The organism is Synechococcus sp. OH2 (assembly GCF_047462155.1).
In the GTDB taxonomy this organism is placed as follows: Bacteria; Cyanobacteriota; Cyanobacteriia; order Thermostichales; family Thermostichaceae; genus Thermostichus.
This window is the reverse complement of record NZ_JANSIR010000124.1, coordinates 10134-23932: the sequence shown is the minus strand read 5'-3', so window position 1 is coordinate 23932 and position 13799 is coordinate 10134. Positions and strand designations below refer to the sequence as shown.

At 61.6% G+C, this 13799-nt stretch carries 16 protein-coding genes; 5 read left to right on the top strand and 11 right to left on the bottom strand.

Translation table 11 applies throughout. The features are described 5' to 3' along the window. A partial coding sequence (locus tag NW835_RS13765) for a pentapeptide repeat-containing protein (protein WP_414415584.1) occupies positions 1-915 on the top strand: 915 nt, incomplete at its 5' end. 194 nt (positions 916-1109) lie between these two features. Here the strand turns inward: NW835_RS13765 and NW835_RS13760 are convergent. Then, on the bottom strand, positions 1110-2033 hold the full coding sequence (locus NW835_RS13760) for an NAD(+) kinase (protein WP_414415583.1): 924 nt from the start codon (positions 2031-2033) through the stop codon (positions 1110-1112). 173 nt (positions 2034-2206) lie between these two features. On the opposite strand from NW835_RS13760, the gene ispE reads away from it, so the two are divergent. Both ispE and leuC read left to right on the top strand, forming a co-directional pair. Next, positions 2207-3163, top strand: a complete 957-nt coding sequence (ispE, locus tag NW835_RS13755) for a 4-(cytidine 5'-diphospho)-2-C-methyl-D-erythritol kinase (protein ID WP_414415582.1) — start codon at positions 2207-2209, stop codon at positions 3161-3163. A 111-nt stretch (positions 3164-3274) separates the two neighbouring features. Continuing rightward, positions 3275-4678: a 3-isopropylmalate dehydratase large subunit gene (gene leuC / locus NW835_RS13750; RefSeq protein WP_414415581.1), complete on the top strand. Its 1404-nt coding sequence runs from the start codon at positions 3275-3277 to the stop codon at positions 4676-4678. A gap of 56 nt (positions 4679-4734) precedes the next feature. On the opposite strand, the gene thiD is transcribed toward leuC, so the two are convergent. From thiD to NW835_RS13705, 9 genes are all read right to left on the bottom strand, one after another. Beyond that, the gene (gene thiD, locus NW835_RS13745; protein ID WP_414415580.1) at positions 4735-5583 is read right to left on the bottom strand and encodes a bifunctional hydroxymethylpyrimidine kinase/phosphomethylpyrimidine kinase; all 849 of its coding nucleotides are present in this window, start codon (positions 5581-5583) and stop codon (positions 4735-4737) included. 37 nt (positions 5584-5620) lie between these two features. Continuing rightward, entirely contained in the window at positions 5621-5821 is a 201-nt protein-coding gene (locus NW835_RS13740) for a hypothetical protein (protein WP_414415579.1), read from the bottom strand. A gap of 30 nt (positions 5822-5851) precedes the next feature. After that, positions 5852-6160 carry a 2Fe-2S iron-sulfur cluster-binding protein gene (locus NW835_RS13735; protein ID WP_414364706.1) on the bottom strand — a complete coding sequence of 103 codons (309 nt, stop codon included), beginning with the start codon at positions 6158-6160 and terminating at the stop codon, positions 5852-5854. 8 nt (positions 6161-6168) lie between these two features. Beyond that, positions 6169-6426, bottom strand: a complete 258-nt coding sequence (locus NW835_RS13730; protein WP_414415578.1) for a DUF1816 domain-containing protein — start codon at positions 6424-6426, stop codon at positions 6169-6171. Between the two features lie 42 nt (positions 6427-6468). Then, a complete protein-coding gene (rlmB, locus tag NW835_RS13725; protein WP_414364709.1) occupies positions 6469-7551 on the bottom strand; it encodes a 23S rRNA (guanosine(2251)-2'-O)-methyltransferase RlmB in 1083 nt (360 codons plus the stop codon). A gap of 32 nt (positions 7552-7583) precedes the next feature. Further along, complete coding sequence (locus tag NW835_RS13720) at positions 7584-8015, bottom strand: ribonuclease III domain-containing protein (RefSeq protein WP_414364711.1); 432 nt, start codon at positions 8013-8015, stop codon at positions 7584-7586. Between the two features lie 189 nt (positions 8016-8204). Next, positions 8205-8681 carry a photosystem I reaction center protein subunit XI gene (locus tag NW835_RS13715; RefSeq protein WP_414364713.1) on the bottom strand — a complete coding sequence of 159 codons (477 nt, stop codon included), beginning with the start codon at positions 8679-8681 and terminating at the stop codon, positions 8205-8207. A 120-nt stretch (positions 8682-8801) separates the two neighbouring features. Continuing rightward, on the bottom strand, positions 8802-8921 hold the full coding sequence (locus tag NW835_RS13710) for a photosystem I reaction center subunit IX (protein ID WP_011434365.1): 120 nt from the start codon (positions 8919-8921) through the stop codon (positions 8802-8804). Positions 8922-8980: 59 nt separating this feature from the next. Then, the gene (locus NW835_RS13705; RefSeq protein ID WP_414364715.1) at positions 8981-9526 is read right to left on the bottom strand and encodes a Photosystem I reaction center subunit III; all 546 of its coding nucleotides are present in this window, start codon (positions 9524-9526) and stop codon (positions 8981-8983) included. Between the two features lie 190 nt (positions 9527-9716). Between NW835_RS13705 and tsaD the strand changes: the two genes are divergently transcribed. Further along, entirely contained in the window at positions 9717-10814 is a 1098-nt protein-coding gene (gene tsaD / locus NW835_RS13700) for a tRNA (adenosine(37)-N6)-threonylcarbamoyltransferase complex transferase subunit TsaD (protein WP_414415577.1), read from the top strand. Here the strand turns inward: tsaD and mnmG are convergent. After that, a complete protein-coding gene (gene mnmG, locus NW835_RS13695; protein ID WP_414415576.1) occupies positions 10775-12709 on the bottom strand; it encodes a tRNA uridine-5-carboxymethylaminomethyl(34) synthesis enzyme MnmG in 1935 nt (644 codons plus the stop codon). The two genes, tsaD and mnmG, sit on opposite strands and share 40 nt — an antisense overlap. Positions 12710-13016: 307 nt before the next feature. Between mnmG and thrC the strand changes: the two genes are divergently transcribed. Continuing rightward, a partial coding sequence (gene thrC / locus NW835_RS13690; protein ID WP_414415575.1) for a threonine synthase occupies positions 13017-13799 on the top strand: 783 nt, incomplete at its 3' end.

Sequence of the window (13799 nt, the reverse complement as noted above, 5' to 3'; positions counted from 1 at the left end):
CTGAGCGAGGCCAACCTGAACTGGGCCAACCTGAGCGGGGCCAACCTGAACTGGACTAACCTGAACTGGACCAACCTGAGCAGGGCCAACCTGAGCAGGGCTGACCTGAGCAGGGCTGACCTGAGCAGGGCCAACCTGTGGCAAGCCAACCTGAGCGAGGCCAACCTGAACTGGGCCAACCTGAGCGGGGCCAACCTGTGGCAAGCCAACCTGAGCGGGGCCAACCTAAGTGGAGCCAACCTGAGCGAGGCCAACCTGAACTGGGCCAACCTGAGCGGGGCCAACCTGTGGCAAGCCAACCTGAGCGGGGCCAACCTAAGTGGAGCCAACCTGAGCGAGGCCAACCTGAGCGGGGCCGAGCTGAGCAGGGCGGACCTGAGGGGAGTGAATCTTCAGGGATCCAACTTGTTCTGGGCCAGGTTGAGGGGATCCCTGCTCTCTGCCGAGACGCAGATGGATCCCAAGTGGCGGCTGGTCTGGGAAATTGTCAACGGTCAGGCGAATGTCAAGAACCTGAGCGGGGCCGACCTGAGCAGGGCCAACCTAAGTGGAGCCAACCTGAGCGGGGCGGCCCTGAGCAGGGCTGACCTGAGCGGGGCCAACCTAAGTGGAGCCAACCTGAGCGAGGCCGACCTGAGCGGGGCCGACCTGAGCGGGGCCAACCTGAGCGGGGCCAACCTGAGCGGGGCGGACCTGAGCGGGGCTAACTTGATCTTGGCCAAGCTGAGCGGGGCCGACCTGAGCGGGGCCGAGCTGTGGCAAGCCAACCTGAGTGGGGCCGAGCTAAGGGGAGCAAACCTGGACGGCACGGATCTGAGAGGAGCAAACCTAAAGGGCGCAAAACTAAGTCCCGGCTGGGATCGATTTGTCGACTTGAGCGGGGCCATCCTCCCCGACGGAACTATCCATCCCTAGGCGGATCCCTTTGCTAGACTACCCACAGCGTCGCCCCTTGGGTTTTGTGGATTGATTGAGTTGGACAAAGCCTTTGGCGGCGTCAACAGTAAGTTTTCAGGGGATGCGGGCACCGGCAAGCGGGTCTTCGGCAGCGCCTCCATCCAACGGCCTCCCAAGACCAACAACTTGTGCAGGACTCCTAAGTTCTCCGGCTAGGGCAGCTCTACCGAGGTAGGCTTAGAAGCATAAGTTAGGCCCCAGCCCAACTTCTCGCGCATGACGCGGAAGAACTCCGGTCGGCGGAGGCGAATCAAATCTGTCCAGTAGGGGGCGCGGACAACGCGGATTTGGTCTTCTGGCAGGATGTAGCAGCCGGCATTGCCGTCGGCTACCAAAACCAGCGGTTGGGGGCTGGCGGGGCTGATCCACACCTCTTCCGAATCGGGAAAAACCAGAGCCCGTGAGGCCATTGAGTGGGGACAGATAGGGATCAACTGCAACACCGGCAGACTGGGAGTGATGACAGGCCCTCCCGCCGAAAGGGCATAGGCCGTCGAGCCAGTGGGGGTGGCTAAAATGATGCCGTCGGCAGCTACATCCAAAGGTGAGTGCTCCCCAATGGTTACTTCAAAGTGGCACATGCTGGTCAAGGGCTCGCGGTGCAGCACCATTTCATTGAGGCTGAGCACCTCCCAGCGCAACTCATGGCCGCGGTAGGCCTGCACCAGCAGCATGCTGCGGCGATCTAGGATGTACTCGCCGGCAATGGCTGCCTTGGCTGCCTCTTCTAGGTGGCTGAGGTAGGTCTCCGTCAGAAAGCCCAAGTGGCCAGTGTTCACGGCCAGCAAAGGGATCCCTTTGGGGGCCAGTTGCCGGGCTGCTGCCAAAACAGTGCCATCTCCCCCCAGCACCACGGCAAACTTCATGCTTTCGTCAAAGCCGGCGGGGGCCAAGCTGTCCACCTTCGTCAGGCAGACGGGACTACTGGGCTTGGCGTAGCCGAGAATGCCGCCCCAGTTGGGGGCAACACAGACCTCCCAGCCCTGTTCTTGAAACCAGCGGGCCAAGGTTTCGCTGCTGCGCCTGGCGGCGGGCTTGGCGTCGTTGTAGAGGATCCCAACTTTGGGCTTGCTCATGGGGCAGTGGTGAGGCAGAGGGTGCCAAAACTTTATCAGTTCTGGAATAGCTGCAGCAAAAAGTAGCTAGCCCCAGGGTTCTACCCAGATCCCTTGCCTTAGAATCGGGCTGAAAGGGCTCCCCAGATTAGGTCTGTGTTTGCGTTGGTCTGGACAGGCTGAGGGGAGTGGAGATGCATTGCCAACCCCGTTCTCACCCCATGCAAGCCTGTACCCTGATTGCCCGCGCCAAGATCAATCTTTACCTGGAAATCCTCGGATCCCGCCCCGATGGCTATTCCGAGGTGACTATGATCCTGCAGAGCATTGCTTTGGCAGATCGCGTGCGTCTCCAGCGCCGTGCCCACGGCATCCACCTAATCTGCAGCCACCCGGAGGTGCCGGCAGATGGCCGTAACCTAGCCTACCAAGCGGCTGAGCTGCTGCAAAAGGAATGTCAGGCCGATCTGGGAGTGGAGATCCAGCTGGAAAAACAGATCCCAGTAGCAGCGGGCTTGGCGGGCGGCTCAGCGGATGCGGCGGCAGTTTTGGTGGGACTCAACCAGCTCTGGGGCTTGGGCCTAACGGTAGGAGAGCTCCAGAACTTGGCCGCGCGTCTGGGATCCGATATTCCCTTCTGCGTACAGGGAGGGACGCAGCTAGCCACGGGGCGGGGAGAAGTTTTACAGCCCCTGGCCGACTGGGAAGGGATCCCCCTGCTCTTGGCCAAGCCCCGGCATCTAGGGGTTTCCACCGCCTGGGCCTATCAGGCCTTTCGCACTCGCACTGCCGCTTCCTTACCTTCTGTCGCGTCCTCCTTGCCGAGCTTGCCCCAGGTGCTGGCTGCTCTGGAGCAGCGGGATCTGCTGGCCTTGGCCCGCAGTTTGCGCAACGATCTGGAACAGCCGGTTTTGGCGGAGTACGCCATTGTGGGAAAATTGCGCCAGGCCTTGCTTGAGGCAGGGGCATGGGGGGCCTTGATGTCGGGCTCGGGGCCGACGGTGTTTGGGATCATGCCCAGCCTGGAATTGGCCGCCCAAGCCCGCGACAGCCTGCGTCGCCACTTTCCGGAGGTGGATTTCTGGGTAACCCAATCTGCTCCCACCGGCATTTTGCTCGAGCCGGATCCCCAGCCGCTTGACCCCCCCTAGAGGTGCCCGCTAGCTTGGCTGGGAAAAGGGCCCTGGCCGCCCCTGCCTTGGCAAACCTTAGAATTAAGAGAAATTAAGAAAGATCGGCTTGGCCGCGGGCTAGAGAGGAAGATGAGCGAAAGAACGCTTTTTGACAAAGTCTGGGACGCCCATACGGTGCGGGTTCTGCCCTCGGGGCAGACGCAGTTGTTTATCGGCCTGCACCTCATCCACGAGGTGACCAGTCCCCAGGCTTTTGCCATGCTGCGGGAGCGCCATCTGCCGGTTCTCTTCCCGGAGCGCACCGTGGCTACAGTGGATCACATCATTCCCACGGACAACCGGACGCGGCCCTTTGCGGATCCCTTGGCGGAGGAGATGATCCAGGAGCTGGAGCGCAACTGTCGCCAATATGGCATCCGCTTTTACAACAGCGGCTCCGGTCGGCAGGGGATCGTGCATGTGATTGCGCCGGAGCAAGGGCTGACGCAGCCAGGGATGACCATTGCCTGCGGCGATAGCCATACTTCTACCCACGGCGCCTTTGGGGCGATTGCCTTTGGTATTGGCACCAGCCAGGTGCGGGACGTGCTGGCCACCCAAACCTTGGCCCTGTCTAAGCTCAAGGTGCGCCGTATCGAGGTCCAGGGCAGCCTGGGGCCAGGAGTTTACGCCAAGGATGTTATCCTGCACATCATCCGCAAGCTGGGGGTCAAAGGCGGGGTGGGCTACGCCTACGAGTACGGCGGCAGCACCATCGAGGCAATGAGCATGGAGGAGCGCATGACCCTCTGCAACATGTCCATTGAAGGGGGAGCCCGCTGCGGCTACGTTAATCCCGATGCGGTAACTTTTGAGTACCTAAAGGGACGGGAGTTTGCTCCTCAGGGATTCGACTGGGAGGAGGCAGTGGCCTGGTGGAAAAGCTTAGCCAGCGACGCCGACGCTGTCTATGACGACGTGGTGGTGTTTCAGGCCTCTGAGATTGCCCCCACGGTAACTTGGGGGATTACCCCCGGCCAGGGTATTGGGGTGGACGAGCGGATCCCTGCTCCCGAGGAGCTGCCAGAAAGCGAGCGGGAGCTGGCTAGGGAAGCCTATGCCTACATGGGTTTGCGGCCTGGGGATCCCATTGTGGGCACGCCAGTGGATGTCTGCTTCATTGGCAGTTGCACCAATGGCCGCTTGAGTGACTTGCGGGAGGCGGCCAAGATTGCCAAAGGACGGCGGGTAGCACCTGGAGTGAAGGCGTTTGTCGTGCCTGGCTCGGAGCGCGTCAAGCAGGAGGCAGAACGCGAGGGCCTGCGCGAGATCTTTGAGGCGGCAGGGTTTGAGTGGCGGGATCCCGGCTGCTCCATGTGCTTGGCCATGAACCCAGACCGCCTGGTAGGCCGGCAAATAAGCGCCTCTTCTTCCAACCGCAACTTCAAGGGCCGTCAGGGATCCCCCACGGGACGCACCCTGCTGATGAGTCCGGCCATGGTGGCGGCAGCGGCAGTAAGCGGCAAAGTGGTGGACGTGCGGGAACTGCTCTAGCCAACCCTCCCCTAGCAGGGTGAGCCCGTGCCACCAAGCTTGCTTTCTGGGAAGGGCTAGGACTGCAGCAGCGGGTAGAAGTGCCCTACCGGCCCTTGTCCTGCACCGATGGCCAGAGGATGCCGCAGGGCGTCGGTAACATAGGCCTTGGCCGCCAGTGTTGCCGTCAGGGGATCCTTTCCCCAAGCCAGTTGCGCCGCAATGGCTGCCGAGAGGGTGCAGCCGGTGCCGTGGGTGTGACGGGTGGGGATGCGCTCGCTTTTGAGGACCTCCAGCCGCTCGCCGTCAAACCACACATCCACCCCCTGCAGTTCCCCTGGCATACCTCCCCCCTTGACGAGTACAGCCTTACAGCCCAGGGCGTGGATGCGGCGGGCCGCTTCCTCCATATCCGCCAGCAACTGCAGCTCCATCCCTGCCAAAATCTGAGCCTCGTAGCGGTTGGGGGTAACGACCTGAGCCAGAGGGATCAGCCGCTCGCGGATGGCCTGGATGGCATCCTCCGCCAGCAGCTTGGCCCCCGTGCGGGAGACCATCACCGGATCCACTACCAGCGGCTGCAGCGCCCAGTGTTCCACCTGGCGGGCCACCTCCCGCACAATCTCGGCATTGAGCAACATGCCGGTTTTGATCCCTTGCACCCCAATGTCTTCCACTACCGCCTCAATCTGGGCAGCCACCGCCTCCGGGGGTAGGGGATCCACTCGCTTAACCCCCAGGGTATTCTGGGCAGTTACGCAGGTAAGGGCAGAAGTGCCGTGAACGCGCTGGAAGGCAAAGGTGCGCAGATCCGCTTGAATGCCTGCTCCGCCGCCGCTATCGGAGCCGGCGATGGTGAGGGCCACAGGGGGACGCTGCTCGGCCAAAGTTGGAGCTAGGGCCGCTTCAGGTTTGGAGACAGACATGGCAACTGCCGGGGGTACCACTAGCCATTTCTATAGCCTAAACCCAACTCCCCTCGTCCGTGGTAGCCACCACCTCCACCCAAACCCTCTCCCCCTCCACCGCCGTCAGACTCCAGCGCAGGAGGCGGGCTGGCTGCCCCAGCTCTTGGGTCACTTGTTGGAGAAGGGATCCCTCCAGTTGAGACGCAGAAAGCGGCAAACTTAGTGGCAAAGCTAGACGCAGAAAATGGAGCTTCACAGCTTGGAGATACTTGATGCTAGACCAGGGCTAGGAGCCAAACTGCAAGCGGTAAACCTCCTCCTCTTGATCCGTTTCCACCTCCAAGTCGGAGGTAGGGTAGGCTACGCACAGCAGAACAAAGCCCTGAGCCTTGAGTTCCGGCCCGATCCCCATTGCGTCAGCCTGGGCTACGGATCCCGACTTTAGCCGCCCCGCACAGGTGGTGCAGACTCCCGCCTGGCAAGAGGAAGGTAGCTCCAGGCCGTGCTCGAGAGCTGCCTGTAAAACCGTCTGATCCGCCGCGGCAGGAAACTGGTAGGTCTGGCCCCGATGATGGACAGTGATCTGGTAAACCATAGCGAACCTCAAGAACCCACCTGTGAAGGGGTGTGAACCACCGTCAGCGTCTGCGGCTGGCGCATTTTCTTTATCCGAGCCTCGATCTTCTCAGCCCCCTCCGCCTTTAGGTCGGCGATGTAGTGGCTTTTGTGCGCTTCCGCTTCTTTCTCGCTGGCGAAGGGGCCGTAGTAGTAGGTGCAGTCGTCGGTGGTGATCTCAACCCAGACCGTTAAGCCACGCAGCTTATCCAACAGCCAGACCAAAGGGTTGCCCACGGAATCCATCCCCCCTATTAAGCGCAAAGGATGACTCAGGATCTTTTGCAATCACCTAGATTCTACTGCCTTCGTTGAGGATTTGTTGAGAAATGTTTCGACCTCGGTGCGTTTGAGCTGGTGGGGGGAGCGCTGCCGGTGGATCTCATAAAGGGCGATGCCTGCTGCCACCGAGGCATTTAAGCTCTCGGTGCGGCCTGCCAAGGGAATCGACAGCAGTTGGTCGCAGTGGCGCTGGGTGAGTAGGCTGATGCCTTCCCCTTCGGATCCAATTACCAAGGCAACGGGTCGGCGAAAGTCGGCACTATAGACAGGGACAGCCCCCTGGCTGGTGGTGCCATAGACCCAAAACCCCTGTTCTTTAAGATATTCCAGGGCGCGGTTTAAGTTCACCACCCGCGCCACCGGCAGGGTAGAGAGGGCCCCCGCTGCCACCTTCATCACTGTCGCCGTGACGCCTGCCGCCCGCCGCTGTGGGATCACCATCCCCTGCATGCCAAACGCCTCCACGCTGCGGGCAATGGCCCCCAGGTTGTGGGGATCCTGGATCCCGTCTAGCACCACCAGCACCGGATGGGGGCCGGACTGCCGGCTCTGTTCCACCAGCTCTTCCAGATCCACGTAGCGGTAAGGGGTGGCCTGGGCGGCGATCCCCTGATGGTTGGCTCCGGCGGTGAGAAGGTTTAGCCGCTGGGGAGACACCTCATCGATGACGGTACCCCGTGCTTTGGCTTCTTCCAACAAAGACAAAAATTGCGGGCTGTAGCGCAACCGCGGCAGTACCCACACTCGGTTAAGGGTGGCCTGGCTTCTCAGCGCGGCCAACACGGTTTGGCGACCGTAGATGATCTCTTGTTCAGGTTCGGCTTCGGGATCCCAGTTAACCTGAAGCGCCTCTTCCTCTGGACTAGCAACAGGAAGGCTGGGATCCGACTGGGGGCGTTCCTGCTCAGCCTTGCGACGAAGCGGCTTTACGGGCGGCTCTTGCGCCGCCGGCTTGGGATGGGGAAGAAGGCTGCCATCGCGGCGTTTAGGCCGCTCACGCTTGCCAACGGGCTGCCCCGCCCCTCGCCGCTGCAGCTTGTCCCGGCGAGACAGCCGTACAGGAGGTTTGCGCTGGGAAGGCTTGGGCATGGGCGGAGAAGGGTGCAGAGTAAAAGCTGATCCTAACCTTCCCCCTCGCCTATCGTCTCGGCCAAAACATCGGTGAGAGCGAGAATGTGGCGTAGCCGCTCAGGATCGGTGAGGTAGAGGTAGCCCAAGATGGTTTCCAGGCCGCTGGCATTTTGGTAGTCGGCCAAGGGCAAGTGCCGGGGTGGACGACCGCAGCCGTTGCGGCCCCAGCGGACGATCTCCCGCTCTTCAGAGCTGAGATAGGGCAAAAGCGCCAACAGCAATCTGGCCTGAGCAGATCCGCGTACCCGCCTCACCACCTGCCGATGGTAAAGCTCTGGCCGGGTGGGAGGAAACAACTGCTGCCGTCGCACGTGCAGTTCGTAAATGGCATCCCCCAGGTAGGCCAGGGCTGCAGGTGACAGGCGACGGATCTCAGCCAAAGAGAAACTTGCAGAGGTGGGATCGGACAGTAGATCGCTCACGACAGCTTACAACAACTATTTGGAGCACTGCCTAGAACCGCTGCCGTCGGTTCATAGCAAATTCGAGACTCCACTGGCTGGTTCAGTCTATGCTAGGGCAAGCTTCCTGCCTTTTGCCAGTCTTCCTGCTGCCCGGAAGAGGCCCTCAAAGACGTCGTAGATGAGGGGATGGACTAGAGAGGAAACCGCTTAGCCGAAATTGGGGAATAACAGATCTCCATTGAGCAAAAGCAGATAGGCGACAATTGCCCCGCCCATGCCCCCTATCAAAAAGCCGGCGGCCAGCTCGCTCCAGGATTGGGATCCCTGCACTGGCCCGTTGTTGCGCTGCGGGGAGACGGTGCCGTAGAGAGAGAGAGCTGCCGTCATGATCAAGATCAGGCCACAGGCTCCCAGGAAACCGCTCAGCAGGCCGATGGGCTCGCCGCGCAGCGGCCCCAGCTTGGCAAAAGGTCCCACTAACCAATAGCCGTGGGCCATGCCAATTTCCAAACCCCGCCAAACAGGGCTTACTCTCGGCCGGTTAATGGGCAGCCAATCTAGGAAAAGGCGGACGGCAGGAGCATGGTTGATTGGCGTCCAGAAATCGCCAATCTGCGGATCCCCTTCCGGAACGGCGATATATCCCCTATTGGGGGAAACGGTATCGGCAGTGGGTTCAACCATGTCGGCAACTCTGGTTCCAGTGCAAAAAGGGTTAGAAAAATCTCAAATTCCAAAAAGTCTAAAAGACCAGGGATCCCTGTGGGTGTTGTTGCCGCCGCTAGGGATCCCTGGCTTGGGGGTTCAGAACGTCAAAATGTCGGGGAAGAAGCGGTTGATCTCAATGAACAGGGCAAAAACGAAGCTGGAAAACAAGATAAAGGCCACCGGAGCCGTGGTAAGAAACTTGGTGAAATCAGCCATACATACCTCTCAAGTCGGATAGGTCAAGCTAAGCCAAAAGCAGAGGAGAAGCTCCTTCTTCAGCGAGGAGAGATGGGCACGGCCTCTTCCGGCTCCTGAATTTCGCCGCTGGCAATTTCCTTGAAAGCAGCGGCAGGCCAGGCTAAAGCCGTGAGGAAACAGCGCAGTGCCAGGGGGACGTCGATGATGCTTTCTTTCATCTCCGGCTCGTCGCTATTCCGGACAGCAATCAGGTAGGAGCGCCCAGCCCAGCCCAACCAGCCGGCAATGTAGAGGAAAAGTAAGCCAGGGATGAGAAACTCACCGGCATGGCTCCAGCGGCCATCGGTAACCAGGTGGGGCAAGCCTTCCTCGCCACAGAGCAGCTTGCTGTAGCGTTCAAAGCGCTTCGTGGTTTGGGCCAACTTTTGCTGGTAAAGGGGAGCTAGGGAAGGGCTGGCGTTGAGGATCTTCTCTTCGAGGCTGCTCAGGCGTTCGTTCATGAGGGCCTGAAAAGCGGGAACTTCGCTGCAAGGCTTCAGACCGATCAAGGGCTCTGCCTGCACAGCCTGGGCGAGGCCAAGCGCCAGGCAAAGGGCCAACAGGAGACTCAAAAGGGTTCGCATAGCAGGATGTGTCCTTGAGCTAGGGGTCTAGGTCTGTCTAAATGTGCAGGAATGCTAAGTGCAGAAACGGGCACTAAACGGTTAGTATCATACTCCCGAGCGCCTCACCTCGATGGATCCTGAGTTTTAGCCCACACAATTCTTAAGGATCCTGAAGCGTTCCCAACCCTTTTCCCCCACTTGCTCTCCCATGGCCCGCGTCCTCGCTATCGAAACCAGTTGCGACGAAACGGCTGTGGCGGTGGTGGAGGCGGAGCCGAGCTGGCCAGCCTTTGCCCCGCGGCAGCTTAGCTCTGTGGTGGCTAGCCAGATTGACCTCCATGCGGCCTACGGGGGCGTGGTGCCGGAGGTGGCCTCCCGCCGCCACGTGGAAACTCTGCCCTTTGTGCTGGAATCAGCCCTGCAGCAGGCCGGGCTGGGCGTGGCCGAGGTGGATGCCGTTGCCGTCACCTGTGCGCCGGGTCTGGTGGGATCCCTGCTGGTGGGGCTGATGGCGGCCAAGACCTTGGCCCTGCTCTACAACAAACCTTTGATCGGGGTGCACCATCTGGAGGGCCACCTGTTCAGCGGCTTTTTGGCCACCGCCGATTTGCACCCTCCCTGCCTCTGCCTTTTGGTTTCAGGGGGCCACACCAGCTTGATCTGGATGAAGGACTACGGGGAGTACCAGACGATGGGCCGCACCCGTGACGATGCTGCCGGCGAAGCCTTTGACAAGGTGGCGCGGCTGTTGGGGCTGGGCTATCCGGGCGGGCCGCCGATCGACCGCTGGGCGCAACAAGGGGATCCCAACCGCTTCCCCCTGCCCGCGGGCAAGCTGGATCACCCCTACGACACCAGCTTCAGCGGCTTGAAGACGGCGGTGCTGCGCCTGGTGCAACAGTTGCAGCAGGAAGGCCGGGAACTGCCCGTGGCCGATATTGCTGCCAGCTTCCAGGCCTGCCTCACCCGCGGGCTGACCGAAAAAGCGGTGGCCTGTGCCGAGGCGCTGGGCCTCTCGACCCTGCTGGTTACAGGGGGGGTGGCCGCCAACCGGGAGCTGCGAGCTCGCCTGCTGGAAGCGGGCCGACCCAAGGGCCTGCGGGTGATCATCCCGCCTGTTGCCCTCTGTACCGACAACGCCGCCATGATCGGGGCAGCCGGCCTCTGCCACTGGCTGCGGGGAGAGATCTCACCCCTGGATCTGGGCGTAGCTTCGCGCCTGCCCCTGGAAGAGATCCCTGCCCTCTACGGCAAGGGGGGCAGAGATTACCGCGAGGTGCTAACGGGTTCTGCCGTTGCCCTCTGACGTTGCCGCACCTCGAGGTAGATGAGCAGGGCGTTGATGTCGGCGGGGTTGACGCCGCCAATGCGAGCGGCCTGGCCCACCGTCAGGGGTCGGACGGCCGCCAGTTTCTCCCGCGACTCTTTGGAGAGGGTGGGGATGGAGTGGTAGTCCAGATCGGGGGGCAGGGGGCGGTGGTACTGCTTGCTCACCTGCTCAATTTGGTTCTGCTGCCGCTGGATGTAGCCGCTGTATTTGACGGCAATTTCTGCTGCCTCCTGCTCAAAGGGATCCAGCTCCTCATTGCCCAAGCCCAGCTCCAGCAGGTCGGCGTAGTGGATCGGGTTGCGGCGCAGGATCTCGGCCAGCGTGGCGGATCCTTTGATCCCCTGGCCGGTCAATTGGCTGAGGTGGATCCCGGCGGGGTCGTGGGCCTTAACCCGCTGGGTTTCCAGGCGCTCGATCTCGGCGGCAATGCGGGCTTGCTTGGCCTGGAAAAGAGACCAGCGGCGGTCGTCGATGAGGCCCCATTCCCGCCCCAGGGGGGTGAGGCGTTGGTCGGCATTATCGGCGCGCAGGATAAGACGGTATTCGGAGCGGCTGGTGAGCATGCGGTAGGGCTCCCGCAGCTCTTTGGTGCAGAGGTCGTCGATGAGGGTGCCGATGTAGCTGGACTCGCGCGGCAGCGTCACCAGCGGCTTGCCCTGCACCAGGCGGGCGGCATTGATCCCGGCTATGAGCCCCTGGGCTGCCGCCTCCTCGTAGCCGGTGGTGCCGTTAATTTGGCCGGCGCAGAACAGCCCCTGCACTTTTTTGGTCATTAGGGTGGGGTAGAGCTGGGTAGCCGGCAGATAGTCGTATTCCACGGCGTAGGCAGGCCGCAGCATCACGCACCGCTCCAGGCCAGGCAAGGAGCGCAACATCTGGATCTGGATTTTCTCCGGCATCCCCGTCGAGAACCCCTGGATGTAGAGCTCCGGCAGATCCCGCCCTTCCGGCTCGATGAAAATTTGATGGCTTTCCTTGTCGGCGAAACGGACGATCTTGTCTTCGATGCTGGGGCAGTAGCGGGGCCCCTTAGCCTCCACCCAACCGCCGTAGACCGGGGTCTCGTGGAGATTTTCGCGGATGATGCGATGGGTCTCCGGCGTGGTGCGGGTGAGGTAGCAGTCCATCTGCTCCCGCGGCACCCACACCTCCGGGTCGAAGCTAAACCAGCGCACGTCGGGATCCCCTGGTTGCCGCTCCATCACGGAAAAATCGACGCTGCGGCGATCCACACGGGCAGGGGTGCCGGTTTTCAGCCGGCCCGTCTCAAAGCCCAGTTGGCGCAGGGTGTCGGTCAGGCCTTCGACGGCAAATTCCCCCGCTCTGCCGGCAGGTTGCCAGTGGCGGCCAATCCAGATGCGCCCCCCCAGAAACGTGCCCGTGGTCAGGATCACCGCCCGACAGCCGAAGACACTGCCAAAGTGGGTAACCACGCCCACCACCTCATCGTTGCGCCCCAGCACCAGGTCGGTGACGGTGCCCTCGCGAAGGGTCAGGTTGGGTTGGTTTTCCACCACCGAGCGCATCACCCGCGCGTACTCCCGCTTGTCGGTTTGCGCCCGCAAGGCCCACACCGCCGGCCCCCGCGAGCGGTTGAGGATCCGCTTCTGTAAATAGGTGCGGTCGGTAACCTTGCCCATCTCGCCGCCAAGGGCGTCGATTTCGTGCACCAGTTGCGACTTGGCCGGGCCGCCCACGGCGGGGGTACAGGGCTGCCAGGCAATCTTGTCCAGGTTCAACGTCAGCATCAAGGTATTGCAGCCCAAGCGTGCTGCCGCCAAGGCCGCTTCACAGCCGGAATGCCCCCCACCCACCACGATCACGTCGTAGTAGTCGAGAAAATCCACGTTGTCTCGTCCAACTTTGAGCATCGGATTGCCCCTTGCTGGCTACCGGGATCCCCTATCCCAATTGGGTTGTTACAGCTTGTTTCTCCAGTCTAGCGATGGATAGAGGGCTATCCCCACATCTCGGCAAGAGGAAAAGGCTCCTTGGCCAGACCCCCACCAGTTTGCCGCCCCGAGGCTGCCCAAACCGGCTAGGATCTCGCTCTCCCCAGTCGAATCTAATCCAGACTATTTTAGTCGGATTTGGTTGACGGGATAGATCGGGGGTGATAAGATGGCCCCCGACGATGGGTAAACAAGATCCAGCCCTTTCTCCTGCCTGAGGCTCCCTATGACGCAAACCCTTTCCCAACGCCCGCTCGTGCCTGCCGCTGCCCCGGCGGCTCCTGCCCTGCGCAACCCCCAGGTGAGCTTCAGCCGCTTGCGCTGCCGCGAATGTGGGGCTGAGTACGAGCCGGTGGCTAAGCACGTGTGCGACCTGTGTTTTGGCCCCCTGGAAGTGGTCTACGACTACGACTGGCTCAAGGGCACCGTCAGCCGGCAGAGCATCCAGGCCGGGCCGCTGTCCATCTGGCGCTATCGGCCTTTTCTGCCGGTGGTTTCGGAGCGGCCCATCGATGTGGGCACCGGCATGACGCCTCTGGTGAAGGCGGAGCGGCTGGGCCGGCGGTTGGGGTTGAAAAACCTCTACATCAAAAATGACGCCGTCAACATGCCCACCCTCAGCTTTAAGGATCGGGTGGTGTCGGTGGCCCTAACCCGCGCCAAGGAGCTGGGCTTTACCACCGTTTCCTGCGCCAGCACGGGCAATCTGGCCAACTCCACCGCCGCCATTGCCGCCCACGCCGGCTTGGATTGTGTCATCTTCATCCCGGCGGACTTAGAAGCGGGTAAGGTGCTGGGATCCCTCATCTACAACCCCATCGTCATGGCGGTGGAGGGCAACTACGACCAGGTCAATCGCCTCTGCGCCGAGGTGGCCGATCGCTACGGCTGGGGCTTTGTCAACATCAACCTGCGCCCCTACTACGCAGAAGGCTCGAAAACCCTGGCCTACGAGGTGGTGGAGCAACTGGGGTGGCAACTGCCGGATCAGGTGGTGATCCCGCTGGCG

Coding starts and splice junctions, on each gene's coding strand:
- NW835_RS13760 (WP_414415583.1), bottom strand. CDS start 2,033: ATGAGCAAGCCCAAAGTTGGGATCCTCTACAACGACGCCAAGCCCGCC.
- ispE (WP_414415582.1), top strand. CDS start 2,207: ATGCATTGCCAACCCCGTTCTCACCCCATGCAAGCCTGTACCCTGATT.
- leuC (WP_414415581.1), top strand. CDS start 3,275: ATGAGCGAAAGAACGCTTTTTGACAAAGTCTGGGACGCCCATACGGTG.
- thiD (WP_414415580.1), bottom strand. CDS start 5,583: ATGTCTGTCTCCAAACCTGAAGCGGCCCTAGCTCCAACTTTGGCCGAG.
- NW835_RS13735 (WP_414364706.1), bottom strand. CDS start 6,160: ATGGTTTACCAGATCACTGTCCATCATCGGGGCCAGACCTACCAGTTT.
- NW835_RS13730 (WP_414415578.1), bottom strand. CDS start 6,426: ATGGATTCCGTGGGCAACCCTTTGGTCTGGCTGTTGGATAAGCTGCGT.
- rlmB (WP_414364709.1), bottom strand. CDS start 7,551: ATGCCCAAGCCTTCCCAGCGCAAACCTCCTGTACGGCTGTCTCGCCGG.
- NW835_RS13715 (WP_414364713.1), bottom strand. CDS start 8,681: ATGGTTGAACCCACTGCCGATACCGTTTCCCCCAATAGGGGATATATC.
- NW835_RS13710 (WP_011434365.1), bottom strand. CDS start 8,921: ATGGCTGATTTCACCAAGTTTCTTACCACGGCTCCGGTGGCCTTTATC.
- NW835_RS13705 (WP_414364715.1), bottom strand. CDS start 9,526: ATGCGAACCCTTTTGAGTCTCCTGTTGGCCCTTTGCCTGGCGCTTGGC.
- tsaD (WP_414415577.1), top strand. CDS start 9,717: ATGGCCCGCGTCCTCGCTATCGAAACCAGTTGCGACGAAACGGCTGTG.
- mnmG (WP_414415576.1), bottom strand. CDS start 12,709: ATGCTCAAAGTTGGACGAGACAACGTGGATTTTCTCGACTACTACGAC.